Here is a 25153-nt window from a genome sequence, read left to right on the forward strand (position 1 = left end):
GAGCATTTTTGGAGAGTTTGATCCTGGCTCAGGGTGAACGCTGGCGGTATGCCTAAGACATGCAAGTCGCACGGACTGTTTCGGCAGTTAGTGGCGGACGGGTGAGTAACACGTAGGTGACCTACCCCAAAGTCTGGGACAACTAGGAGAAATCTTAGCTAATCCTGGATGTGAACCTCAGCTGTGGCTGATGTTTAAAGCTTCGGCGCTTTGGGATGGGCCTGCGGCGCATCAGGTAGTTGGTGGGGTAACGGCCCACCAAGCCGACGACGCGTAGCTGGTCTGAGAGGACGACCAGCCACAGGGGTACTGAGACACGGACCCCACTCCTACGGGAGGCAGCAGTTAGGAATCTTCCGCAATGGGCGAAAGCCTGACGGAGCGATACCGCTTGAAGGACGAAGCCCTTCGGGGTGTAAACTTCTGAACTCGGGACGATAATGACGGTACCGAGGTAATAGCACCGGCTAACTCCGTGCCAGCAGCCGCGGTAATACGGAGGGTGCGAGCGTTACCCGGATTTACTGGGTGTAAAGGGCGTGTAGGCGGTCTCTCAAGTCCGATGCTAAAGACCGAAGCTCAACTTCGGGGGTGCGTTGGATACTGTGAGGCTAGACGGTCGGAGAGGGTAGCGGAATTTCCGGAGTAGCGGTGAAATGCGCAGATACCGGAAGGAACGCCAATAGCGAAAGCAGCTACCTGGACGATTTGTGACGCTGAGGCGCGAAAGCGTGGGGAGCAAACCGGATTAGATACCCGGGTAGTCCACGCCCTAAACGATGAGTGCTGGGTGTCCGACATCTGTTGGGTGCCGTAGCTAACGCGTTAAGCACTCCACCTGGGAAGTACGGTCGCAAGACTGAAACTCAAAGGAATTGACGGGGGCCCGCACAAGCGGTGGAGCATGTGGTTTAATTCGAAGCAACGCGCAGAACCTTACCAGGTCTTGACATCCACGGAACCCTGGTGAAAGCCGGGGGTGCCCGCAAGGGAGCCGTGAGACAGGTGCTGCATGGTCGTCGTCAGCTCGTGTCGTGAGATGTTGGGTTAAGTCCCGCAACGAGCGCAACCCTTGTTGCTAGTTGCCATCAGTTCGGCTGGGCACTCTAGCGAGACTGCCTACGAAAGTAGGAGGAAGGCGGGGATGACGTCTGATCCGCATGGCCCTTACGACCTGGGCGACACACGTGCTACAATGCCTGCCACAAAGCGCTGCGACCCGGCAACGGGAAGCCAATCGCATAAAAGCAGGCTCAGTTCGGATTGGGGTCTGCAACTCGACCCCATGAAGCTGGAATCGCTAGTAATCGCGGATCAGCCATGCCGCGGTGAATACGTTCCCGGGCCTTGTACACACCGCCCGTCAAGCCATGGGAGTGGGTTTTGCCTGAAGTCGCCGGGAGCCGCAGGCAGGCGCCTAGGGTAAGGCTCATGACTGGGGCTAAGTCGTAACAAGGTAGCTGTACCGGAAGGTGCGGCTGGATCACCTCCTTTCTAAGGAGCGTTTACGCAGCGTGTCTGCGTCATCTTGCGTCGCCTAGCGCCGCAAGCAAGCTCGGCTGATCTTTCTTTGTTCAAGGCAAGCGCCCTTCGGGGCGCTTTTTTATTTGCTCGTCCCCTCAAAGCTCGAGTCCGCTCCAAACCGCAGGATATGTGCCTTCATACACGACAAATGCGCTTGTTCCGTGTAAACTAAAACAAGGTACCCATTTTTGGGTCATTGGAAAGTTGTTACAGTATGCGTTATTCAGTTGGTTCGCGCCGCCGTAGACCCAAGCGCGGCATGTCCGGGGTTACCAGGCCCCAGGTGCTGCCGCAATCGCGCCGCCGTGTGACTTCGGCGGGGGGTGTGGTATTGCGGGAGCGGGCGGGCGGAAAGGGCCTCGAGGTGCTCCTCATCGCCATCAAGGATGGGCGGGTCTGGAGCCTGCCCAAAGGCCAGGTGGAACCAGGGGAGCGCTACCCGCAGACAGCAGTCCGCGAAGTACGCGAGGAAACCGGCATCGAGGCCAAGGTGCTGGCCCCTTTGGGTAGCATTCGCTACCACTTCACTGTAAAGGACGATGGCATCCAGACCACCGTGACCAAAGAAGTGCATCACTTTTTGATGGGCTATGTGGGCGGAACCCCCCGGCCCCAAAAGGAAGAGGTGGACGGGGTAGCCTGGTTTCCCGTGCGCGAAGCCCTAAAACGGCTCTCTCACCAGAACGAGCGCAACGCCGTTCTCAAGGCCCTGGCCTGCTGGGACACCCAGGCCCCGCTGGGGGCACAGCCATAATAGCGGTTCTCTTGGTTTATGCGCTTGAGCAAAACGCGCCTTGATCAATCTTTCTTTTTGAATACCTCTCCAAAGGGGGCAGTTATCAGGAGGATGAGCACCAGCAAGCCCAGGCCCACCACAGCTCCTAAAATCCATTCCATTGGGGTTACACTCGAGAGCATCGTCTAGCCTCCGTATCACCACAGAGCATAGCATACCCCCCTTGGGTATTTGAAGCCCTATCCTATCCCCAGGCCGGTCGTTGGGCCAGGCGGAAGGGGGTCAGGTCGAGCGGGCTGCGCCCATACAGGGCCAGCTCAGCCATAGCCTCCCCTACTGCCGCCGAGTGTTTGAAGCCGTGGCCCGAACAGGGCGAGGCCACCAGGATGCGCTCGGAGTTGGGGTGGTGGTCGAGGATGAAGTCGCCATCGAGCGTAGAGGTATACAGGCAGGTGGCGCTCCTAAGACACCCAGGACCCAGCCCTTTCAAACGACCCTGCACGTAGCGGGATAGGAAGGACTGGGTCTCGGCTTCGGATATTTGGCGCTCTACCTGGTCGGGGTGGGTGGACACCTGCGACTGCTCGGTAGCTACTTTTACGCCCTGCAAAACCTGGGGGAAGCCATAAAAGTGCTGTCCTTCAGCGCTGCCAAAGATCCAGATAAAGATGGGAAAGCGCTCTGGCCCGTAAGCCTGGGGATTTTGGGCCTCGAGCCAGAACAACACCTGGCGATAGACCCGAAGCACCCGCACGAAAGGCTCGCCCAGCAGGTCGGCGGCCCAGGCCCCTGCGCTCACCACCACTTTGGCCGCGGAGTAGCGGCTTTTATCGGTTTCGACCAGCACCCCGTCGGATTGGGGAGTAATCTTGAGCACCTGTTCACCGGTTTTCACCGCTGCGCCGAGGCGCCGGGCCTGACTAAGCTGCACTTCCAGGCAACGTTCAGGGTAAAGTAGCCCCGCGCCGGGTTCGTAGTAGCCGATTTCGTCGCCTTGCAGGATAAACTGTGGAAACCGCTTTTGTATTTGCGCCGCATCCAGCACTTCGTGGGCAATGCCAAACCGCTGGGCGGCCTCGAGGGTACGCGGCAAAAACTGCGGCTTGCCGTGGTGCAGGGCTTCACCTACGGGGCTGCTCAGAATGAGGCCCCCGCAGGCCAGAAAAAGCGAGCGGCCGGTCTGGGCCTCGAGCTCGCGCCAGATCTGGTGTGAACGCAGTACCAACGGCACATAGGCCACCCCTTCGCCGATGGCCTGCCGGGTGATGCGGGTCTCGCCGTGGCTGGAGCCATAGGTATGCGGCGGCACATGCCGGTCTATCCCGATGACCCTGGCCCCCCGCTGGGCGAGCTGGTACAGGCTGGCGCTGCCCATCGCGCCCAGTCCGACCACCACCACATCGGCGGTATTCATGGCTCCAGGATCACCTTTCCGGTGTTCTTACGGCTTAGCACAAACCTGAACGCTTCGGCGGCCTCCTCTAGCTTGAAGCGCTGGCCCACCACCGGCCTGATCTGGCCCGAAGCCACCAGGGGCATCAGGAAGGCCGTGGCCGCCTGCATCTCGGCAGGGTCGCTCAGGAAAGGGGTAAGCCACACACCAATGACGCTCTGGTTGCCCTTCATTAGGCTTACCGGGTACATCTGGGCCATCTGGCGGGAGGCCGAACCAATCACCAGCAAGCGCCCCCGGTAGGCCAGCATCTTGAGGCTCTGGGCAAAACCCTCACCCCCCACCACCTCCATCAGGATGTCTACCCCCTTGCCCTCGGTGGCGTTTTTGACCGCATCCACCAGGTCGCCCTGGGTATTGAGCAAGGCCACCTCGGCCCCCAGGCCCTGGCAAAGGGCCAGTTTTTCCTCGCTGCTGGCCAGCGCTATCACCCGCAGCCCCAGCACTTTGGCCACCTGAATAGAAGCCGTGCCCAGCGCACCGGCGGCGGCTTGCACCAAAACCCATTCTCCCGGCCTGGCCCGGGCCTGGGTGGCTAGGGCAAAGTAGGCGGTGAAGTAAGAAACCGGGAAAGCGGCGGCCTCGGCAGCGCTCATCTGGGCTGGCACCGGCAGCACCGAGCGGGCTGGCACCAGCGCATACTCGGCAAATGCACCGCTGCCCCCCAGGGCTGCCACCCGCTGGCCCGGATGCAACCCCTCTACCCCTTCGCCCAGCGCCTCAATGACCCCGGCAAACTCCATGCCCGGAATCGTGGGGTAGCGAGTACGCACCAGATACTCGCCTGCCACATACAAGATATCGGCGAAGTTGAGGCCCACTGCTTCCACCTTGACGAGCACCTGCCCAGGGCCGGGGTGGGGTTTGGGGAGGTCGGTGAGTTCCAAGACTTCGGGGCCGCCTGCACGGTGTACTTGGATGGCTTTCATGTTGCACAGCATATAACGCTCCTGCAAATGTAGTTTCACCTGAAGAATGTCCTTGGCCCTTGGGGGTATCCTTGGCCCTGATATGACGAGAACAGCGATTGTGATTGGCTCAGGGATTGGGGGTCTGGCGATGGGCCTGCGCCTGCAAAGCCTGGGCTTCGAGACCACCATCGTAGAAAAGCTGGACGGCCCCGGCGGGCGGGCTTACGTCCGGCAGGTAGACGGGTTTACCTTCGATATGGGGCCTACCGTGATTACGGTGCCGCACTTCATCGAGGAGCTGTTCAGCCTCGAGCGCGGCCAGTCCAACCTACACCTCCCCGATTTCCCCCCCGAAATACTCGGGGAAGATAAGCGCATCAAAGAGGGCCTCTCGGGCGGGCCCAACACCAGCAGGTATGTGCAGATCGTCCCCATTCTGCCCTTTTACCGCATCTACTTCGACGATGGTAGTTTCTTCGACTACGACGGCGACCCCGAGAACACCCGCCGCCAGGTAGCAGCCCTGGGCGAGCCGGGCGACCTCGAGGGCTACGAGCGCTTCCACGCCGATGCCAGGGCTATTTTTGAGCGAGGGTTCCTCGAGCTTGGCTACACCCACTTCGGCGACCTGGGCACCATGCTACGGGTTATTCCCGACCTGCTCCGGCTGGATGCCGTGCGCACCCTCTTCAGCTTTGCCAGCAAATACTTCAAATCGCCCAAGCTGCGCCAGGTCTTTAGCTTCGAGACCCTGCTGGTGGGGGGCAACCCCCTGAGCGTACCCGCCATCTACGCCATGATTCACTTTGTGGAAAAAACCTGGGGCATCCACTTTGCCCTGGGGGGCACCGGGGCCTTGGTGCGGGCTTTTGTGCAAAAGTTCGAGGAGATGGGCGGCAAGATACGCTACAGTGCCGAGGTCAAGAAGATTAATGTGGTGCGCGAAGGCAACAAGAAAATCGCCAAGGGCATCACCTTAGCCGACGGCAGCGTACTGCACGCCGACATCGTGGTCTCCAACGCCGATTACGCCAACACCTACCTGAAGCTAATCGAGCCCCAGTACCGCTTCTGGCAGTCGGACTTCATCGTGAAGAAGCGGCCCCAGAGCATGTCGCTGGTGGTGATTTATTTTGGCTTCAAGGCCGATGGCACCGAAGGCCAGAAACTTCGTCACCACAACATCATCCTGGGGCCGCGCTACGAGGAGCTGCTACGGGACATCTTCGGGCGCAAGGTGCTGGCCAAGGACTTCAGCCAGTACCTGCACATCCCCACCCTAACCGACCCCTCGCTGGCTCCTCCGGGCCACCATGCGGCCTATACCCTGATTCCCGTACCCCACAATGGCAGCAAGCTCGACTGGGACTTGCTGGGCGAACCTTTCGTGAACAAGGTGCTCCGCTTCCTGGACGAGCGCGGCTATCTGCCGGGCCTGATGGAGCGCCTGGTGCACAAGAGCTTTATCACCCCCGACTACTTCGAGCACACCCTGAATAGCTACCTGGGCAACGCCTTCGGCCCCGAGCCCATCTTGGCCCAGTCGGCCTTCTTCCGGCCCCACAACAAAAGCGAGGACATTGCCAACCTGTACCTGGTGGGGGCCGGCGTTCAGCCAGGGGCCGGAACCCCCAGTGTGATGATGTCGGCCAAAATGACCGCGCGGCTCATTGCGAAGGACTTTGGGATTGTGGATAAGCCTGTGGAAAACCTTTTGCCGATAGAGGCCACAAGGGTTTAATATTGGCGGGTGATGAAGTTTGAAGTTCTACTAGAGTTCGCCAAAAGTGCTGCCGAAGCACTCAACAAGCCCTGGGATGAAAAGCTTGTGACTATTCTGGAATATTGCTGGAATAACCTAGACAGTGGTGCTTTTCCAAAAATTAGCAAGTTCACTTTGAAAGAGATTGTCGAAAAAGGCTTACATGAGGATTTGGCTACTTATACCAGATTCGGTTAGTTCGGTGACGAACTAACCGAATCTGGTATGACATGTGCCATCCTAGTGAGCTTCGGCCCATCAGCGTTCGAGAAGCCGCTCGTTTGCAAGGCTTCCCCGATGAATGGATCTTTTGCGGCTCTATGTCAGACCAGTACAGACAAATAGGCAATGCCGTGCCTGTCGGTATGGGCAAAGCCATCGGTGAGGCTATCCTTGCAGTTATCCTTGGCAATTCGCGAGAAATAGTTAAGCAAGGGAGCTTATTTGAGTTCGCAAGTTAGTCGGGCCAGTCGCCCACGTTTTCACGTTCAACGACATAACCGGCCTGCTCGAGGCCAGCTACCACCTCGCTGCCATGCTGGGCATCGCGTACCTCCAGCACCAGCTCCACCCCCACCTTGCCCAGCGGGGCCAGCCAGAGCGCCCGCCGGTGGAAGATATCAATGATGTTGGCCCCTGCAGCGGCCACATGATCCACCACCCGCGCCAGGGCTCCTGGGCGGTCTATCACTGCCAGTTTGAGCAAGAGGTAGCGACCCTGCCGCACCATTACCTGTTCAATTACCCGCGAGAGCAGGTTGCCGTCGATATTGCCCCCGCACAGTACGGTAGCCACCGTCTGGCCCGGCTGCACCGGCACTTTACCTGCCAGAATGGCTCCCATTCCGGCAGCCCCGGCCCCCTCCACCACCAGCTTGAGGTTCTGGACGCAGTGGGCAATGCCCCGGGCGATTTCGTCGTCGGTGACCTCGACCACCTGGTCCACGTACTGCTGGATGAGGGGCAGGGTGAGTTCCCCGGGACGCTTGACCGCAATACCATCGGCGATGGTCTGGGCCACCGGCACGCTTACGGGTTTCCCGACCTTGAGCGAGAGGTTGACCGGCGCACAGCCCACCGCCTGTACCCCCACGATGCGGGTCTTAGGGCGCAGGCTCTTGACCGCAATAGCAATGCCCCCAATCAGGCCGCCGCCGCCGATGGGCACCACCAGCACATCCAGCTCGGGCAAATCCTCCAGCAGCTCGAGGCCGATGGTGCCCTGGCCGGCGATAATTTTTTCGTCGTTGAAGGCGTGCACGTAGGTGTAGCCGTGCTGCTGCTGGAGTTCGTGGGCGTGGGCTACGGCATCGTCGAAGCTAGTTCCATGGAGCACCACCTCAGCCCCCAGGCGGCGGGTGGCCACCACCTTGGTGAGGGGGGCGTGCTGGGGCATCACAATCACCGAGCGAATGCCCTGCATAGCGGCTGCCAGGGCCACCCCCTGGGCGTGGTTGCCCGCCGATGGGGCAATCACGCCCCGGGCTTTTTCCTCGGGAGTGAGGGCGGCAATTTTGTGGTAGGCCCCGCGAATCTTGAAGGAGCCGCTTTTTTGCAGGCACTCGGCCTTGACGAAGACCCGCGCCCCCAGCTCGTCGGAAGCAAGGGGGTCGGGCAGGGTGGGCGTAGTAGCGATAACGCTGCGAATCACCTCGCGGGCGGCCTGGATGTGCTCGAGTCGAACTGCCATGTGGTGATTGTATCGCGCATATGATATGAACCCCGCATGAATCGTTCCGTTAGGAATTGTCATAGCACCCTGGTATTTCAAGCTAATGCTGCCCGCGCTTCAGGCGGGGGCCCCAGAAAATGAACAAATCAAAGCATTTAGATTTAGCAAAACAATGTGCCGGAGTCAGAGTTTTCCCCACCTGGAGAACGGTTGCTCCACCAGGTTGGCGTTCAGGTAGCGGGGGTCGTGGGTGACCTCCTCCCCCACCCAGTCCGGCAGCTCGAGGGGCTGGTCAGGCCACTCGAGCTCCACTTCCGCCACCACCAAGCCCTGGTTCTCCCCGGCAAACTCGTCCACCTCCCACACTCGCCCGCCAAACTCAAGGCGGTAGCGGGTTTTCTCGATCAGGGGCTTCAAACAAAGCTGCTCGAGCAAGTCCTGGGCATCGGCCAAGGGGATGGGGTACTCGTACTCCAGGCGGGTAATGCCCTGGGCCTGACCCTTGATGGTCAGGTAGGCCTGCCCGCCTGCAACCCGTACCCGCACGGTACGGGCGGCCTGGCGGCACAGGTAGCCCTGGCGGTATGGCACGCCCACTGCACCAGGCTTCCAGTCTTCTGAGCGCACCAGGAATTTACGCTCGATCTCGCTGCCCATACTTGCATTGTATGGGTTGGGGTGTCGGGGGTAGCCTTTGCACTACTTCCCAACCAGGGCCCCCTCGAGGGTCTTTTCGTAGACCTCCAGGTATTTGGGCAGCACCACCTCGGGCCGGAAGCGTTCGATGGCCCGCGCGCGGGCCGCCTCGCCCATGTTGCGGCGGCGGGTGCGGTTGGCGAGGATTTCCAGGCTGGCCTCGAGCATCCCCGGTATGTCCCCCATCGGGCGCAAAAAGCCGGTTTTGCCCTCCTCGACCAGTTCGGGCAGCCCCCCCACCCGGCTGGCCACCACCGGAACCCCACTGGCCATGGCCTCTAAAGCCACCAGTCCGAAGGACTCTTGCTCGGAGGGCAGCAAAAACAGGTCGGCCACACTCATAAACTTCTCGATGCTGGGCGTAGACTCCAAAAACTGCACCCGCCCGGCAATTTCTAGCTCGTGGGCCAGCTCTACGCATTCCTGGCGCAGCGGCCCATCGCCAATCATGAGCATACGGGCCGGCATCCGCTCGAGAATGCCGGCAAACACCCGCAGCGCATCCAGGGGGCGCTTGACCGTGCGAAAGTTGGACACGTGCAGCACGATAGCCTCCTCGGGCTGGGCAAAGCGGGCCCGGTAGACCGGGTCGCGGTTGGGCTTGAAACGCTCAGGATCCACCCAATTGTAGATAACCTCAATCTCGCGCTCCACCCCCAGCTTGCTGCGGGCATCCTGGGCCAGCGAGTGCGAGACCGCCGTCACTGCATCGGAGGTACGCACCGCGTGTTGGGTAGTTTTGGCAAAAGCTGGCTCGAGCCCCACCAGGGTCACGTCGGTGCCGTGCAGAGTGGTTACAACCTTGATGTCCAGGCCCATCTCGCGGGCCAGAATGGCGCTGGTGGCGTGGGGAATGGCGTAGTGGGCATGCACCAGCTCGATTTTGTAGCGCTCGATTAGCTCGGCGATAGAGTTGGCCGCAGTCAGGGGGGTAAGTGGTTCCTGGAACAAGGGGTAATCGGCGCTCAGGATCTGGTGGAAGTGCAACGAACCTGTTTGCAGCGGTTTTTTGAGCAGAGCCAGCCAGCGGGCCACACTCTGCCTGGAAGCCCGAAAAATGCGGCCTAGCCCACCCACAGGGTCTTGACCCGTCGAGACAGGCCGTCCCCCCAGCAGGTTACTGCTCAGGCCAAGCTGGCTGAGCCGTTCTTCGGTGAGACGAAAGGGCCGTTCGGTAGCCACCACGTGTACCTTGTGCCCCAGCCCGGCCAGGGCCAGGGCCAGCTCGGTAGCCACCACACCCGAACCTCCGGCGCTGGCATGGCAAAGAATGGCTATATTCATGTAACCTCCTGTTTGGGTTAGCTCAAGCTCACATCAGCAACGCCCGCTAAAGCGGTGTCTTCATCCTGCATGTGCCAAGTCAGCACATTTTCAGATGCAAGGCTCACCTCTTGAGGGCAAGTCCAGCCTAAGGTTTAGAGGTGAGAAATTGTCTAAAGCCCTGTTGGGGCAGTTTCTCATAATGAACCTAGAGGAGAAGGCCGCTCGGGACGCGCTTTTGCCAGGAGCAAGGGTCAACACATCCCCATGCCTCGGCATATTCTGGTTTTGTAGGCATCCCGTTCCTGGCCTATTTAACAGTATTAAGGCTTCCTGTGAGGCGGCCTTAAGAAAACCCGCCCGCTCCGCCAGCATGCCCGTGCAAAAAAGCTGCTGCACACCCAAGGGCTTACCGGGTTTACCTGCGTATATTGCGCCATTCGCCATGCTTGCGTGTAGAATTTTCGCAGTGGTCAAATATATTGGCTCCAAACGCGCGCTTTTGCCCTGGATTACCGGGGTGGTAGGGCAAATCGATGGCATCAGCCCCATCAAAGACGCTGTGGATTTGTTCTCCGGCAGCGCCCGGGTGGGGCACGCACTCAAAAACATGGGGTTTTTTGTAACCGCCAACGACCTCCATACCTACGCCTGGGTGCTGGCCCAGACGCTGGTACAGGCCAACCGGAACCAGTATCCCCCTGAGCGCATCCAACCCATCTTGAAGCGGCTACAACGGCTAAAAGGCCGGCCTGGCTGGTTTACCCGCACCTACTGCCAGGAGTCTCGCTATATTCAGCCCCACAATGGGGCCAAAATCGAGGCCATCCGCGAGCGTATCGAGCTCGAGGCTGCCACAGACCAAACCCTGTGGGCCATTCTGCTCTTTAGCCTGATGGTTGCTGCCGACAAAGTAGACTCCACCACCGGCATCCAGATGGCCTACCTTAAGCGCTGGGCCCCCCGCTCGTTCAACTCCTTGCGCCTGGAATACCCACCCCTGCTGGCAGGCGATGGACTGGCCCTCCAGGCCGACGCCCTGGAAATCGCCCCCCACCTGCAGGCTGACCTCATCTACCTCGACCCACCCTACAACCAACACTCCTACCTGGGTAACTACCACCTCTGGGAAACCCTGGTTCGCTGGGACAGGCCCCAAACCTATGGCGTCGCCCGCAAACGCACCGAGGTACAAAAGCGCAAAAGCCCTTTCAACTCCAAACGCGAGGCCAGAGGCGCTATGGAAAAACTGTTGGGGAGTCTAAAGGCCAAACACCTGGTGTTGTCGTTCAACAACGAGGGCTTTTTCCGCGCCGAAGAAATTGAGGCCATGCTGAAGGAGTGGGGCTATGTGGTGCGGATGAGCCAGACCCACCGCCGCTACGTAGGTGCGCGCATCGGCATCTACAACCCCCAGGGCCAGAAAGTGGGGCAGGTCTCGCACACCGAAAACCAGGAGTATCTGTTTGTGGCAACCCACAGCAAAAGGGTCTACAACGCCTTGCGCTCAAAGGGGACCAGCCGCCTGGCAGGTTAGGGCCTGGGGTACAGCGCCAGTCCGCTCACCACCGGGCGCGCCCCCAGCAGGCCGTTGCCTGGGTTGCGCAGGCGGCCCTGTACCCATAGCTGGGCCGAGCCGCCCCCGTCCATACGAATGGCGCCCCACAAGCCCTGTTCTTGCAGCACCCGGGCCAGGGCCTCGGGGCGCATGGGCTCGGTCACAATAAAGAAGAGGGCTCCTTCCTGTGACCAGGCCACCGCCGACTGGGCCGCTACTGCCTCTACCGGGGCCCGGTCGCGGAAGGGCTCGGCGTTGGGGTCAAAGACGTTCACCCCCGCCTGGAGCAGCAGGGGGCCGGCCTCGAGCGCATGGTTTGCCGGCGGCTCAAGGCTCACCACCAGCCGCAGGGTCTCGCCGGTGCGGGCCACGGGCTCTTCGGCAGGAAAGGTAAGGGCCCACAGCCCCTCGGGGAGTTGGTAGGGTGCAGGATAGGTGGCGATAATCTGCTCGCCCCGCACCAGGTGTACATTTTCGCCCGCCCTGCCCACCAGCCCCGGCAGGGTGTGCACCGTATAGCGGGCCCGGGCCAGGTTGAGCCCCACCCGCAGGCTGCGCCCGTCCATCAGCTGCACCGAGGCGGTAAAACGGGGACGTCCGGCAAATACCGTGTCGTCCTGCCAGAACAGAGCACTGCGCCCAAAGGGAAAGCTAAGGGGCACCCCGGAGCGCACCCAAAGGCCAATGGGCGTTCCGGTGGGCCCATCAAAATAGCCGCCATTCAGGATGGCCAGGGCGCCGGGGGCCATCTCCGGCAGGAGCCTCCGCTCACCCGGACGGCCCACCGGCTCCATGCGCCAGCGGCCCGGAGAGGCCTCGAGCCAGTACATCCGCACCGGCTCGGGTGTCCAGGCCCACAGCTCGCGGTAGCGGAACCCCGGTTGCAGGGCCTCTTCGCGCTCGGGCTCGAGGTAGTACACGTCTAGCACATAGCGGCTGGGGTTGGAAAGCAAAAATGTACGGTAGCGGTAAAAGCGACCCGGCGGGGCTTGCAGCGTGAGCAGGGTGCTTTGCGGCTCGTAGCGGGCCTCCACCTCAACTCCTGCAACCCGCAGCCCCTCGAGGCCCGGCACAAAGTAGGGCAGGCTGAGTTCCAGGCGGCCCGGATAGGGGGCCAGGCCCGAAGGCGCGGGCTGCACCGCGTCGTTCTCGGGCAGATCCAGCACCAGGCGCAACCGGCTGGCGTCGGCGGAAAAGCGCACCCTGGCTTCCGGCGCGCTCACCAGGCCCACCGCCCGGATCACCTCGAGGGGCAGCAGCGTTCCCTGGGGTGGGGGCAGGCCGGGCTCCAGCGGAGGTGTCCAGCCGATGCCTTCCACGTAGGTAAAACTCAGCTCGGCTTTGCGAAAGGTGATGGCCCCGTTCTCCTGGGTTACGCTCAGCCCCAGCCGACTGGCCGGAAGCATCGGCGGGTTTCCCGCTGAGGGCGTTTGCGCATAGGCCAACGTCCAAGACACCACCAGAACCATCCAGCGCCACATAGCTCCATTCCAAGACATTTTGGTCTCACGAAAAAGGGAAAGGTTCAATAGCATCCCTGCCTGATAATCCGCTGTACAGGCCACGTTTTGTGCTAGCGGTCGAGTTCGCACGGGGGCAAGGGCTCGAGGCCGTAAGGGGTGGGCCGATCCATAATGGCGCAATTTTACCGCCCATCCTTCCCTGGGGGTTTAGCGCACCACCGTACCGGCCCCGGCCAGCGCAGCCGAAATCGGGTTCTCGATACGGGCATCGCCAAACACCACCCGGCCCACCCCGCCCTGCACCGCCTCTACTGCGCCCAGCACCTTTTTCTTCATGCGGCCCTGGGCCACGCTCATGTACTGGGGGTCGCCCACCTGGGCCGCTGGAATTTCGCGGATCAGGCTCGACTCATCCGGAAAGTCCGCTAACAAGCCCGGAACATTGGAAAGGAGCAACAGCGCCTCGGCCCGGAAGGCCCTCGCCAGCATGGCCGCCGCCGTATCGCCGTCGGTGTTGATGGCCTCGCCCTGGTAGGACACCGCCGGCGGGGTCAGCACCGGTAGGTAGCCCGCGTCCATCAACAGGGTCAGCAAGCCCGTGTTGACCTTTTCCACCGAGCCCGTGTAGTCGCCCCGGTGAATTTTTATTTTGCCGTTTTCAATGTACTTGACGGCATCTTTGCGCTTACCCTCGAAGATGCGGCCATCCAGGCCCGAAAGGCCCACCGCGTTCACACCCTCGCGCTGCAAAAGCTCTACGATGCGCTTGTTCACCAGGCCGCAGTAGACCATCTCGAAGATTTCCAGGGTTCTGCGGTCGGTGAGGCGGCTGGTCAGGCCGCCGGGGTGGGTGAGAAACTGCGGCGGGTGGCCCAACGCCTCGGCTATTCGGTTGGTCTCGCTGCTGCCCCCGTGCACAACGATGAGCTTTTGACCCGACTTCCAAAGCGAAGCGGTATCTTTAGCCACTGCCTCGTAGTTGATGCCTTCCGAACCGCCTACCTTGACTACAATCATCGGCCAACCTCTAGCCTGCCATCATATTGGGTAAGGCTCTACTCTGGATAGAGCTCCGGGCGCAAAAACGGTGGCAGGGCCAGCTCGAGGGTGTGCCGCCAGAACTCCACCCGCTCGACGCGGGAGAGGGTGAGGATGCCCACCGCCCCCAGGGCCTTCTTAGTGTCTTTTTGGCCCACCAGGTCGTCCATAATGGGGCCCAGTTCCTCGCCTTGGCGCAGCCGCTCCCCCACCACCGGCGGCAGCAAGACCGAGCCCCCTCGAGCCATGCCCCGGCGTCCGTCGGCGCGCAGGATCACCGCGATGTTGAAAAGCCAGCTCCCGTAGGCATTGAACTCCACCCCGGCTTCCAGGCCCAGCCCCCAGGTGGCGCCGGGCTGGGCCAGGGCCGCCCTGGCGCGGTTTTCCGCCCCCAGGCGGGTTTCCTCGTAGCCGATGGGCTGCACACGCACCCCGCTGGGCACCTCCACGCCGCTTACTTGCAGCCCCGGAAACAGCTCCGCAAACACCAGGCGCACGGGTTCGAGCTTGGCCGGATTGGTAGAGCCGACAACCACCATGGCCTAGGGGTGCAGTCCGGTAAACTCGAGGCCCAGGGTTTCGGGCCAGCCCATCCGCACGTTGAGGCTCTGGATGGCATGGCCTGCCGTACCTTTGACCAGGTTGTCGATGGCCGAGATCACCACCAAGCGCCCGGTGTCTTCCTCCAGCTCGAAGCCCACCTCGCAGTAGTTGGTGCCCTCCACCACCTTGGGGTCGGGGTAGCGGTGAATACCCTTCTTGAGCTTGACCAGGCGGATAAAAGGCTCCGCCCCGTACACCTTGCGGTAGGCCCCCCAGACATCCTTCTCGCTCAGGCCCTGCCGCAAGAAGGTCTGGGCGGTCATCAGGATGCCCCGCACCCGGTCGGTGGCGATGGCCGTCAGGTAAAGCTCAGGCTGGCCCGGCAGGTTCTCCCGAATTTCGGCGGTGTGGCGGTGGCCGGTAGGCTTGTAGGCCCGGATGCTGCCCGCGCGCTCGGGGTGGTGCGAGGCCAGGCTGGGCTCCGCGCCAGCGGCACTGGTGGAAATCATCAGGGTGGCGAAGATGGGCCCTGGAGCCAGCAGGCCCTCTCGCAGCAAGGGATAAAGGCCCAGAATGGTGGCCGTGGCGTTGCAGCCGCAACAGGCGATGCGGTTGGCGGTTTTGAGGGCCTCGCGGTAGAGCTCGGGGTTGCCATACACCCACTGGCCCAATAGGTCGGGGCGGGGGTGATCCTCAGCATAGTACTTCTTGTAGAGCTCCAGGTTCTTCAGGCGAAAGTCCGCCGATAAATCCACGATAACCGGGGCCAGATGCTGGTATTTCTCGAACTCTTTGGCCGCCACCCCGTGGGGCATGGAGAGCACCAGGATGTCGCAGGGCTCGAGGCTGGCGGGATCCACAAACTTCAGGCTGGTGCGACCCCGCAGGTTGGGGTGTACCAGCGTTACGGGGTCGCCCATCATCCGGCGCGAGGTTACCTGCTTGACCTCGAGGTAAGGATGCTGCAGGGCCAGCCGCAAGAACTCGCCCCCCGCGTAGCCGGAGCCTCCCACAATCGAAATGGTTTTCTTCTCGCTCATAAGATCGATAACTTGCGCCTAGAAAAAGGCTCTATCGAAAAAGCTTTTGGGGAGTTGCGCCCTGATTTCTCCCAATCCAGCGTTTTGCGATGCCCTAAAGCATCCTCGAGCCTTTGCGTGCGGTTCGCCTGCCGGCAACCCCACTCACAGCTCTAGCGACGGATGCTCCAGGCGTACTCCAGTATCTTGGCTGGAATGTCCACCCCAGTGGTGCTTACAGAGTTTTTGAACTCCATGGTGTGGTTGACCTCATTTACCAGCAAGCCTCGAGGGGACTCGAACAGGTCAATAGCCACCACCCCACCCCCCACCGCTTTGGCCGCCGTTACAGCCAGCGCGGCCAGTTCGGGCCTCACCGGGCAGTTGGAGGCCTTGCCCCCACGGGCGGTGTTGGTAATCCAGTGGTCCGAACTGCGGTAGATGGCCGCAATGCAGCTATCCCCTACCACAAAAGCCCGGATGTCCCGGCCTCCTTTTTCCACCAGCTCTTGTATGTAATAGAGCTGGTGCTGGTAGCCGCCCAGCACCTCCTTGTGCTCGAGCACCGTTTCGGCGGCATCGCGGTCGCGGATGAGCGAGAGCAGGCGGCCCCAGCTCCCCACCACCGGCTTCATCACCACCGGATAGCCCATCTGCTCGATGAGCTTCAGGGCTTCCTCGGCTTCGGTAGCCAGGGCGGTCTTGGGCTGGGGAACCCCATGTGCTGCTAAAGCGCAGCTGGTGGCCCACTTGTCCCCGCAAACCTCGATGACCTCCGGGGCATTGACCACCGGAATCCCCAGACTCTTGAGATAGCGCGAGACCGCCAGGCCCTTGCTCTGTGAGACCAGGCGCTCCACCGCACAGGTAACACCCTCGAGCTCCGGTGGACGCTCCCCCAGGCGCATGGGCATCTGTTTGGCATAGATTTTCTTGAAAGGAATGCCCAGCCCCTCAGCGGCTTTGAAGAGCATCTCCTCGTCGGGGCGGATGCGGTCGTACAGAATCGCTAGCATACGCAAAGGGGCGGGTCGTTGGAGGGCAGGGTCTGGGGCTTACCTCCCGGCCTGCCCTCCAGGCCCAACCTTACTCGCCCCAGTCCTCCGCTTCTTCGGGGGCCGCTTGTAGTTTGAGGGGCTCCAACCCCACCACCTCGAGCTCCGCACCGCAGGTTTCGCAAACCACCAGCTCCCCCAGTTCGGGGTTCTCCAGCTCAATCGGGCTTCCGCATTCCACACATTCGGCTGTCATGGTCTCTCCTTTCCTCACATTGCTATGCTTCAAGCCGCCGGCCACCGGCCATTGGCTGTTAGCTCAGGCCAGGTCTTCCTCGTCCTCTTCAATATCCGACCAGTCGGGCGTAAAGCGGTGGCCACACTCCGGGCAGACCACCTCGTCTTGGCTATCCACCTCGAAAGTTAGACCGCACTCCGGGCAGTCTACAAAAAGTCCCTCCTCGCCGTCTTCGATAACCACCACTTCCAGCGGGTCGGTGGATAGAATCTGCAGGTAGGCCCCGCAGGACTCACACTCGAAAAAGTCGTCGGGGGTGAGCTCCTCGAGGTCTTCAGCAAGGAGGTAGTTGGCTTCACCGCATTCCGGACAGATCACTTCCAGGTCTTCCATAAAAACCTCAACCCCTTCAGTTTACCCGCCGGTGCGCTCGCCAGGGAAACGCCCGTACTTGCGGTAATACTCCAGAATGCTGCCTTCCTTGAGGGCTTCCAACAAAAAAGCCGGTGGGGGCTTTAGCAGGAAGGTTTCGGCCCCCCGCCGCAGAATGCCCTGCTCTAAATCCAGCTCCACCTCATCGCCATCCTGCAAAGCATCTACCACCTCTGGCGCCTCGAAAGGCATAATGCCCAGGTTAACCAGGTTGCGGTAGAAGATGCGGGCATAGCTTTTGGCGATAATGGCCTTGAGGCCCAGCTTGCGCAGGGCTTCCGGGGCATACTCCCGCGAGGAGCCCAGGCCTGTGTTCTTGCCGCAGACCAGGATGTCGCCTGGCTGGTAGTTGGGTGCAAAATCGGGGCGAAGGTGGGCAAAGGCGTAGGTATGAAACCTGTCCTCGCCCACCATAAAGGGCGCATACTTGCCCGGCAGAATGTCATCGGTGTTGATGGCATCGCCAAACTTCCAGACTCTAGGCATAAGTTGCCTCCTCCAAAGCCTCCGGGGTGGTGATGTAGCCGGCTACCGCAGTTGCGGCGGCCACCCGGGGCGAGGCCAGGTAAATCTCGGCGTCGGCTGCGCCCATCCGTCCCCTAAAGTTGCGGTTGGAGGTGCTCACGCACACCTCGCCCGGTGCCAGCACGCCCTGGTGCCGTCCCATACAAGGCCCGCAGCCAGGGGTTCCCAGCGTAGCCCCGGCTTGCAGCAAGGTGAGCAGGGTGCCGTCGGCGGTGGCCTGCTCGAGCACCTGCGACGAGGCCGGAATAACCAGCAACCGTACCCCCGGCGCCACCTTACGGCCCTTCAGAATTTCGGCCACCTGGTGTAAGTCGTCCAGCCGCCCATTGGTACAGGTGCCCACAAACACCTGGTCTACCTTTTTGCCCCTTACCTTTTCTACCTCTTCCACGTTGTCCACGTAAAACGGCACCGCAACCCGTGGGGTAAGGTTAGAGAGGTCAATCTCGACTTCCCTGGTATACACCGCGTCGGGATCGGGCGACAGCCAGCCGGGCACGTCATACATCTGCAAAATCTCTCCGCTGGGCACCACCAGCCCACACTTGGCCCCGGCCTCCACGGTCAGGTTGGCCAGGGTCAGGCGTTGGCTGCGGGTCAGGGACTCGGCCCCATCCACCAGGTGCATCTCGATGCTCATGTAGGTAGCCCCATCGGCAGTGAGCAGCCGAACCATCTCCAAAGCCGCATCCTTGGCCGTTGTGCTGGGTGCAAGCTGTCCCCGAAAAGTTACCTTGACCGTTTCTGGCACGCGCAACCAGGTACGCCCCGAGGCGGCGGCCAGTGCGATGTCGGTAGCCCCCATCCCGCTACCAAAGCAGCCGATACCCCCATAGGTGGTGGAGTGGCTGTCCGAGCCCAGCACGATGCCCCCCGGCAGGGCCAGCCGCTCTTCCACCAACACCTGGTGGCAGATACCCCGCCCCACGTCAAACACCCGGCAGCCGTACTGCTTGCCCCACGCCCGGATTTCCTTCTGGGCCTTGGCCACCTCGACGTTGGCGGCGGGGGCCACATGGTCAATCACGATGGACACCTTTTCAGGGAAGCGCGGGGTGGCCTCGAGCTGCTCCAAGCGCTTGAAAAAGCTCCCGGCAATGGAGTCCACCACCATCACCTGGTCTACCTCAACCACCACCAGTTCCCCCGCCCTGACCTCACGGCCCGCTCGCTTGGAAAGAATTTTTTCCGCTAAAGTTAGCCCCATCGCATCCCCCATCAAAACGTGTTCTAATAAACCCTCAGTCCAGGTTCTCCAGCCGGGCAGTCGGCACCTCCTCGGGCAAGGCGTGGCGCAAAAGGCCGTGGGCTTCTGCGATTTCCAGCAAAAGTTCCTCGGGTTTCTTGCTGCGCCCAATTTCAGCGGTGCGGCTTTTGAACTCCTGCGCCACCTGCCTAGCCTGTTCTTTGCTGATGATAAAGTTCTCCACTTCCTTCAGGTAGTAGTAAATCAGGTTCCAGCCCGATAGGGGGCCCAGAAGTAGCTGGTTTTTGTCCACCCCAAAGTCGTGCAGATTGTGCGCCTCGTAAACTTTTTTCTCGTTCAAAACTGCTTTCTGGTGTACTCCGGCGGTGTGCGTGCGGTTGGTCAGCGAGACCGGCTCGGTATAGGGCACCAGCGTACCCAGAATGGAGGCCATAAGCACATTAAGCGGATAACACTGGCTCAGGTTGTACTGCTTTGGAATTTCGGGATAGCGCTTGGAAAGGTTAAACAGCACACCCGTAACCGAAGGAATGCCGGAGCGCTCCGCCAGGCCCCAGATGGAAGCATCCACATAACGCACCCCCGCCCGTACCGCCGCAATTACGTTGGCTAGGGCCAGGCCCCGGTCGTTGTGAAAGTGGCACTCCAGGGCGGCGTTGGGGTAGCGCTGGCGCAGCTGGGCCACCACCGCACTCACATCTTCGGGCTCCGCTACCCCCACGGTATCGGGCATGCCCAGGGTGTTCACATAGGGATAAACAGCATCGTACAGGCAAAAGATGTCCTCGAGCGGGGTGCGGAAGGCGTCCTCGGCGCTAAAGCGCAGGTAAAGGTCGGGGTGGGCCTTACGGGTTGTCCCAATCACCTCCTGGGCCAGCTGAACCGACTCTTCCAGGGATTTTTGGGCATTGTGCTGCTGGGCCAGGGGCGAAACCCCCAGGTAGAGGTTCAGGCCGTTGCAGCCTGTCTCGAGGGCCCGCTCGATATCATCCAGGTGGCAGCGGCAGTGGGCCAAAAACATCAGGGGCTTCTGGGTGAGGGCCCTGGCATGAGCTATCAGCTCCTGCACGTCCTGCGCCTCGGCCACCCCGACCACCGGCGAAAAAAACTCGAAATGGGTTACCCCTAACTCTATCAAGCCAGCCATCAGCACCTTCTTCTCTTCCAGCGTAAAGCGGTACTTCTCGGTGTCAAAGAGCAGCGGCGACTGCTGGCCATCGCGAAAGGTGGTGTCCACGATTTCGATACGGTGTGTTGAGGTGAGTGCTGCCATAACCTCCTTCATAAAAAAAACCGCCCGCAAGCAGTGTGCGGGCCGGGATACGCAGTTGCGCGGGCTAGCTCAGACCAGCCCCCCGGCACTGGATTTTTTTGCACTTAAGATCATCCTGGGGGAAGTGTACCCGTGCTCTGCTGGGGCTGTCAAGGCTGGCAGTCCAGCAATAAGACCAGCTAATGATGCCCAGGTCGGGCATCAGCGTTGTGAGGAATCTTTGTCTCGTTTGGCCTATTGCGCGAAATCAATCATCTCTGCGCGCAATAGGCGCCCAATGCCCCCTCGCGGCTCCCAACCATTGCAGCGCACCAGTACATGTACTGGGTGTCGGCTCAAGTTGTACTAGCGGCGTTCAACGCTGTTGGCGCGGCGCTGGGCTTCTTCCAGTACCTGCCTGGCGTTGGCGTTGCCCTTCAGAGCCCGCTCGAGGGCATCTTCTAAAAAGCTGTACCAGATGGTAAACTCGGGATCTTGCAACCAAACGTCGGCGTGTTCTACCTGGCCAAAAGCCACCCGGCGGCGGGGGTCTTCCTTGTAGAAGTCCTCCAGGAGGGGCTGGGCCGAGCGGCGCATGGGCATGTAGTAGGTGGCCTTGACCCATCGGGCAATGTTGGCGGGCTCTATCAGGAAGCGCCAGAAGGCTACTGCGCCACGGGCTTGCTGCTCGCTGGCCCCGCGGAGCACCACCAAGGTACCGCCAGCCAGGGGCACCTTCCCGCCCTCCGAGCGGGGAACTGCTGCCACGCCGAGCCTGAAGGGAATGGGCGCACGGTTTTCAATCAGCGGCCACAGGGTAATGGGTGCAATGCCCATAAAGGTCTTGGTGCGCAAAAAGTCGGCTACGGAGAACTGGGCCTCAGCAATGTTGCGGCTCTGGGCTACGTTCTTTCGAACCAGGTCTTGCAGGAACTCCAGGCTCTCCACCACTTTGGGGTTGGTAAAGTCGGGGCGGCCCTGGCTGTTGACGATAGACCCCCCTCGGCTCATCACCAACACCACAAAGCTGTAGATGTCACTCGAGACCGTGTAGCCTTTTGCCGCGCGGGTGGTCAGGCGTTGGGCAGCGGTGGCTACATCGTCCCAGGTGCGTGGGGCACCAAGCCCTTTGGAGGCGAACTGGTCGGCATTATAAAAAAGCACCGGAATCGATAGGCCGATGGGCAGCCCGTAGGTACGGCCCCGCAGCTTGCCGGTCTCCAAAAATCCAGGATAAAAATCGCCCGGCAGGTTCCCCAGGTATTCGTCTAAAGGCAGGGCCACATTGTCCTGAGCCATCCGCCCCAGAAAGGAAATTTCGGCGTGAAATAGCGCTGGCGCGCCCCCAGAACGCAGCGCGGCCAGTAGCTTCAGGCCCCCCTCACGGTAGTCTCCCACAAAGCTGGGCACAATCCGGTAGTCCCGTTGTCGAGCGTTGAACTCGCGGATCATCTCCTCCAAAGGCTGCTGGCCCGGAGGACCCGCAGTGTGCCAGAAAGGGATATCTACCGGGCGCTGAGCCAAGGACCATCCCAGCGCAACCAACAGCACAATCAAAAAACGCATCTGCTTCACCCTCCGGGGTTTGCTGCTGGGCAAACCCCGTCCTAGTTTGCCACACCCTGGATGAGAAAAAAGTTCGATCCAACCAAGAGCGGCTGGCTTACCCTTTAAGGCCTTCCTCAAAGGTTTCCACGATTCTCCGCTCGTAGAGCAAATAGATGATGACCAGCGGCAGGGTTGCAGCCAGGGCCGCCGCCGACAAGGGCCCCCAGTCGGCGGGGTTCTGGCGCTGCAAATCGGTGATCCAGGTCTGTACCGTTTTGAGCTCTTTGCTGCCAGCCACAATTCGCGGGTAGAGCACCAGGTTCCAGTGGGCAGCAAAGGCCAGCACCCCCGCCGCGATCAGCTGAGGGCGCAAGAGTGGCAGCAGAATGCGGCTCAGCAAAACGCGATGGCCGGCCCCATCGAGCCGGGCGGCCTCGAGCAGTTCTTCTGGAACCGTACGCATCCCCTGGAAAAGCAGGTACACGATGAAGGGGCTGGCAGCAAAAGGCAGCACCAGCGCCCAGATGGTGTCTAAAATCTTGAGCCCTACCAGCAGGCCATACAGGGGAACCAGCAACAACTCAACGGGAATAGCCAAAAGCACCAGAAAGAACGGCAGAATCCTGGCACCTTCCTTAATGGCGTAGGCCGCCAAAAAGCCGGTGGTGAGCTGAAGCAGGGTTACGCTCCCGGTCAGGAGCACCGAGAACACCAGGCGGCCCCAAAAGCCTTCCCAGAATCCTTCGCGGCCCAGCACCTCGAAGTTGGCCAGGCTAAAGCCCAGTTTCCCAAAAATGTCGCCGCTAAAGACCGCTTCTGGTGGGATGAAGGCTGCATAAGCCATCCAGACAAAGGGCAGGGCCACCAGGAAGGCCACCGTCCAAACCAACAAATGCCCTAACCAGCGCACAAACACACCTCCAGGCAGAAGGGCGGGGTAGCGCAGAAAGTCTGTCCAACCCGGCTGGGCTCGAGCCCAGGGGAAATGTGCGGTTCAGAGTACGCAAGCCGCATAACTTTCCCCTTCATTTCTCCTCCCGCAAAAGCCGGGCCTGGGCCAGGGCAAAAGACAGCGTCAACAACAAAATGATTACCGTGAGGGCAGCCGCATAACCAAGGCGGCCCGCTTCAAAACCGGTCTTGTAGAGGTAGTAACCCAGCACCTCGGTACCACCAAACGGCCCCCCCCGGGTCAGCAGGAACACCGCTGTATAGCCTTGCAGGGTCAAAACAGTGCCAATCACCACCAAAAAGGTAATGGCCGGGCGCAAAAGGGGCAGGGTGATAAAGCGGAAGGCCTGGGCCGGGGTCGCCCCATCTACGGCGGCGGCCTCGAGCAAGGTCTTGGGAATGGCCTTCAAGCGCGCCGAGACCACCAGCACCCCGTAGCCAATATGCCGCCAGATGGTAAAAAGCATAATGAGCACCAGGGCCCAAAACGGACTCTGATCCCAGCGTGGCACCGGAACCAGCGAAGCCAGTGCGCCGTACTCGGGCGAAAACAGGGTGTACCAGGCCACCGCAGCACCACCTAGCGTGACCAGCCCTGGCAAGAAGAGCAGGGCCTTGATGGGGCGCTCGTAGGGCTGGCCATCCAGGGCTAAGGCCAGCAGCAGCGAAAGCAAGACAAAAGGAATCAGGGTCATGAATGCAAAAATCAAGGTGATGCGCAGGCTGTTGTAAAAATCCGGGTCGCGCAGAATGTTTTGGTAGTTTTCAAGGCCAATGGGTGTAGGCTCCGACAAGCCCGACCAGTCCCAGGTTGAAAAGCGCAGCACATCCAAAAATGGGTACAGCAAAAACAGCCCCAGCAAAGCAACTGCTGGGAGTGCGAACCAGAAAGCGTTATTGCGACCCATGTTTCATCCCTGTCCAGCAATAGCCAAACAACATCAGGGTACTATACCAAAACTCCCGTACGGGTGTTTGCATCGCACTTTTGTTTTTTTGGAGTTTTCGAAAATAGCGCCACAGCTTTCCCGTGCCAATACATGCTTCTAGCCCGCCGCCGCTCCTGGTGCCTGCTCAGCTTTGCGTCAGCGGCGCAGGCAACAGGAAGGCCCCTTCGTGGACACACTGTAAAAATACTCTGACCACATCGGGGTCGAATTGAAAACCCGCCTGGCGCTTAATTTCTGCAACAGCCTGTGGCACAGGCCAGGCCTGTTTGTACGGGCGTCTACACACCAGGGCGTCAAAGACATCTACTACTGCTACAATTCGGGCCTCCAGGGGAATGGCTTCGCCTTTGAGGCCGTCTGGGTAGCCTCCACCATCGAAGTGTTCGTGGTGCGAGCGCGCAATGCGGCTGGCCATTTGTAAGTAAACCGACTTACCCCCCTCAAGCAGCGAAGCACCCACCACAGTATGGCTCTTCATGAACTCATACTCTTCTGGGGTAAGCCGGGAAGTTTTGCGGAGTATGGCGTCCGGTATTGCAATCTTACCTATGTCGTGCAGGGGAGCCGCCTGACGAAGCGCTTCCACCACAGCGGACTCCAGGCCCAGGCCCTGCGCAATTTTGCAGGCGTTTTCGGCAACCCTGTGCACGTGCTCACCCGTATCGTCATCGCGAAATTCGGCGGCGTGCGCCAGGCGTCGAAGCACATCCAGATGCGCTTCGTGCAATTCCTGGGTACGGGCCCGCACGGCTGCCTCCAGGCGCGAATTCTCATCTTTCAGCTGCAGGTGCAGGTAACGGGTCTGGAGCAAGCGACGCACCCGTAAGGCAACCTCGAGTAAGTCAAAGGGTTTTTGCAAAAAATCTTCAGCCCCAAGCTTCAGGGCTCGGCGCTTGGCTTCGGCTGTGGGGTCGGCGGTAAGCACAAGCACCGGCAGGTATTCACCGTCCACCTGGCGCTCCTGCAGGTACTTGAGTATTTCAAAGCCATTCCGTTTGGGCATGTGCAAATCCAGCAGAATCACGTCGGGCCGAAATCTGCTCAAACACTCTTCAAAGCGGGTTGGATCCGTGGTGGCGTAAATGCGGGAAAACCCCACACGCTCGAGGGTTCTTTGCAACAAAGCCACGTTTGTCGGCTCATCATCCACAATAAAAACGGTCATGTCTTCTAATTGCATGGTTCCATCCTTCATGGCCAAAACAAATCCCCCGACACTTACCTTAGTGCCTGCAAAAAAAACGTGGGCAAATTCAACCAAGGGGGCCATTGCTTATGGGTAATTTGTGGAGTATACCAGGCTTGGCAAAATAATGTGGGTTATTTGCACTTTAGGAAGCCCGTTTGTAGATAAGTGCGTGCTGGGCGAGTTTTTTGGGATTCGCGGACAGCCCCTATGGCTTGGCTGCGGTGGGGC

Annotated in this window: 24 protein-coding genes and 1 rRNA gene; 6 read left to right on the top strand and 19 right to left on the bottom strand. The window is 60.6% G+C overall.

Annotation, left to right across the window (positions count from 1 at the left end; translation table 11 throughout):
• Window positions 1–5: 5 nt before the first annotated feature.
• Window positions 6–1494 (top strand): 16S ribosomal RNA (locus Q355_RS0111425).
• Between the two features lie 289 nt (window positions 1495–1783).
• Window positions 1784–2278: an NUDIX hydrolase gene (locus tag Q355_RS0111430; protein ID WP_036259355.1), complete on the top strand. Its 495-nt coding sequence runs from the start codon at window positions 1784–1786 to the stop codon at window positions 2276–2278.
• A 226-nt stretch (window positions 2279–2504) separates the two neighbouring features.
• Here Q355_RS0111430 and solA read toward each other — a convergent pair whose 3' ends face one another.
• Both solA and Q355_RS0111445 read right to left on the bottom strand, forming a co-directional pair.
• Window positions 2505–3674, bottom strand: coding sequence for an N-methyl-L-tryptophan oxidase (gene solA, locus Q355_RS0111440; protein WP_027877929.1), 1170 nt, complete (start codon window positions 3672–3674; stop codon window positions 2505–2507).
• Window positions 3671–4642, bottom strand: coding sequence for an NADPH:quinone oxidoreductase family protein (locus tag Q355_RS0111445; RefSeq protein ID WP_084496122.1), 972 nt, complete (start codon window positions 4640–4642; stop codon window positions 3671–3673). Before Q355_RS0111445 ends, solA begins: the two co-directional genes overlap by 4 nt.
• Before the next feature lie 82 nt (window positions 4643–4724).
• Here Q355_RS0111445 and crtI point away from each other — a divergent pair, with 82 nt between their 5' ends.
• Genes crtI through Q355_RS16520 form a run of 3 tightly spaced genes read left to right on the top strand, consistent with a single transcriptional unit; the run spans window position 4725 to window position 6847 of the window.
• The gene (gene crtI / locus Q355_RS0111450) at window positions 4725–6365 is read left to right on the top strand and encodes a phytoene desaturase family protein (RefSeq protein ID WP_036259358.1); all 1641 of its coding nucleotides are present in this window, start codon (window positions 4725–4727) and stop codon (window positions 6363–6365) included.
• A 12-nt stretch (window positions 6366–6377) separates the two neighbouring features.
• Entirely contained in the window at window positions 6378–6584 is a 207-nt protein-coding gene (locus Q355_RS0111455; RefSeq protein ID WP_027877932.1) for a hypothetical protein, read from the top strand.
• A 32-nt stretch (window positions 6585–6616) separates the two neighbouring features.
• Entirely contained in the window at window positions 6617–6847 is a 231-nt protein-coding gene (locus Q355_RS16520) for a DNA cytosine methyltransferase (protein WP_084496123.1), read from the top strand.
• Here Q355_RS16520 and ilvA read toward each other — a convergent pair.
• The 3 genes from ilvA to bshA all read right to left on the bottom strand — a co-directional run bounded on the left by ilvA (window position 6844) and on the right by bshA (window position 10038).
• Window positions 6844–8076: a threonine ammonia-lyase gene (ilvA, locus tag Q355_RS0111465; protein ID WP_027877933.1), complete on the bottom strand. Its 1233-nt coding sequence runs from the start codon at window positions 8074–8076 to the stop codon at window positions 6844–6846. The genes Q355_RS16520 and ilvA overlap by 4 nt on opposite strands.
• Before the next feature lie 165 nt (window positions 8077–8241).
• On the bottom strand, window positions 8242–8715 hold the full coding sequence (locus Q355_RS0111470; protein ID WP_027877934.1) for a CYTH domain-containing protein: 474 nt from the start codon (window positions 8713–8715) through the stop codon (window positions 8242–8244).
• Between the two features lie 42 nt (window positions 8716–8757).
• Window positions 8758–10038 (bottom strand): N-acetyl-alpha-D-glucosaminyl L-malate synthase BshA, encoded by a 1281-nt coding sequence (gene bshA / locus Q355_RS0111475; protein WP_027877935.1) that lies wholly within the window; start codon window positions 10036–10038, stop codon window positions 8758–8760.
• A gap of 448 nt (window positions 10039–10486) precedes the next feature.
• Here bshA and Q355_RS0111480 point away from each other — a divergent pair, with 448 nt between their 5' ends.
• Window positions 10487–11554 (top strand): DNA adenine methylase, encoded by a 1068-nt coding sequence (locus Q355_RS0111480; RefSeq protein ID WP_027877936.1) that lies wholly within the window; start codon window positions 10487–10489, stop codon window positions 11552–11554.
• Here Q355_RS0111480 and Q355_RS0111485 read toward each other — a convergent pair.
• From Q355_RS0111485 to Q355_RS0111550, 14 genes are all read right to left on the bottom strand, one after another.
• Window positions 11551–13056, bottom strand: coding sequence for a phosphodiester glycosidase family protein (locus tag Q355_RS0111485; RefSeq protein ID WP_027877937.1), 1506 nt, complete (start codon window positions 13054–13056; stop codon window positions 11551–11553). The genes Q355_RS0111480 and Q355_RS0111485 overlap by 4 nt on opposite strands.
• Before the next feature lie 189 nt (window positions 13057–13245).
• Entirely contained in the window at window positions 13246–14055 is an 810-nt protein-coding gene (locus tag Q355_RS0111490; RefSeq protein ID WP_027877938.1) for a [LysW]-aminoadipate kinase, read from the bottom strand.
• Between the two features lie 38 nt (window positions 14056–14093).
• Entirely contained in the window at window positions 14094–14615 is a 522-nt protein-coding gene (yjjX, locus tag Q355_RS0111495; RefSeq protein ID WP_027877939.1) for an inosine/xanthosine triphosphatase, read from the bottom strand.
• A 3-nt stretch (window positions 14616–14618) separates the two neighbouring features.
• Window positions 14619–15659, bottom strand: a complete 1041-nt coding sequence (gene argC, locus Q355_RS0111500) for an N-acetyl-gamma-glutamyl-phosphate reductase (protein WP_027877940.1) — start codon at window positions 15657–15659, stop codon at window positions 14619–14621.
• 152 nt (window positions 15660–15811) lie between these two features.
• Window positions 15812–16654, bottom strand: a complete 843-nt coding sequence (lysX, locus tag Q355_RS0111505; protein WP_027877941.1) for a lysine biosynthesis protein LysX — start codon at window positions 16652–16654, stop codon at window positions 15812–15814.
• A gap of 70 nt (window positions 16655–16724) precedes the next feature.
• A complete protein-coding gene (gene lysW / locus Q355_RS0111510; RefSeq protein WP_027877942.1) occupies window positions 16725–16889 on the bottom strand; it encodes a lysine biosynthesis protein LysW in 165 nt (54 codons plus the stop codon).
• A gap of 63 nt (window positions 16890–16952) precedes the next feature.
• A complete protein-coding gene (locus tag Q355_RS0111515) occupies window positions 16953–17264 on the bottom strand; it encodes an Rpo12/RPC10 RNA polymerase subunit family protein (RefSeq protein ID WP_027877943.1) in 312 nt (103 codons plus the stop codon).
• A 21-nt stretch (window positions 17265–17285) separates the two neighbouring features.
• Window positions 17286–17789 (bottom strand): LeuD/DmdB family oxidoreductase small subunit, encoded by a 504-nt coding sequence (locus Q355_RS0111520; protein WP_027877944.1) that lies wholly within the window; start codon window positions 17787–17789, stop codon window positions 17286–17288.
• Entirely contained in the window at window positions 17782–19035 is a 1254-nt protein-coding gene (locus Q355_RS0111525) for a 3-isopropylmalate dehydratase large subunit (RefSeq protein WP_027877945.1), read from the bottom strand. The genes Q355_RS0111520 and Q355_RS0111525 overlap by 8 nt, the downstream gene beginning before the upstream one ends.
• Window positions 19036–19069: 34 nt before the next feature.
• Window positions 19070–20308: a LeuA family protein gene (locus tag Q355_RS0111530; RefSeq protein ID WP_027877946.1), complete on the bottom strand. Its 1239-nt coding sequence runs from the start codon at window positions 20306–20308 to the stop codon at window positions 19070–19072.
• Window positions 20309–20653: 345 nt separating this feature from the next.
• Window positions 20654–21853, bottom strand: coding sequence for an ABC transporter substrate-binding protein (locus tag Q355_RS0111535; RefSeq protein ID WP_027877947.1), 1200 nt, complete (start codon window positions 21851–21853; stop codon window positions 20654–20656).
• Between the two features lie 97 nt (window positions 21854–21950).
• On the bottom strand, window positions 21951–22745 hold the full coding sequence (locus tag Q355_RS0111540; RefSeq protein WP_027877948.1) for a carbohydrate ABC transporter permease: 795 nt from the start codon (window positions 22743–22745) through the stop codon (window positions 21951–21953).
• A gap of 115 nt (window positions 22746–22860) precedes the next feature.
• The gene (locus tag Q355_RS0111545; RefSeq protein ID WP_027877949.1) at window positions 22861–23694 is read right to left on the bottom strand and encodes a carbohydrate ABC transporter permease; all 834 of its coding nucleotides are present in this window, start codon (window positions 23692–23694) and stop codon (window positions 22861–22863) included.
• 166 nt (window positions 23695–23860) lie between these two features.
• Entirely contained in the window at window positions 23861–24916 is a 1056-nt protein-coding gene (locus Q355_RS0111550; RefSeq protein WP_245597564.1) for an HD domain-containing phosphohydrolase, read from the bottom strand.
• Between the last annotated feature and the right edge of the window lie 237 nt (window positions 24917–25153).

Source organism: Meiothermus cerbereus DSM 11376 (assembly GCF_000620065.1).
GTDB lineage: Bacteria > Deinococcota > Deinococci > Deinococcales > Thermaceae > Meiothermus > Meiothermus cerbereus.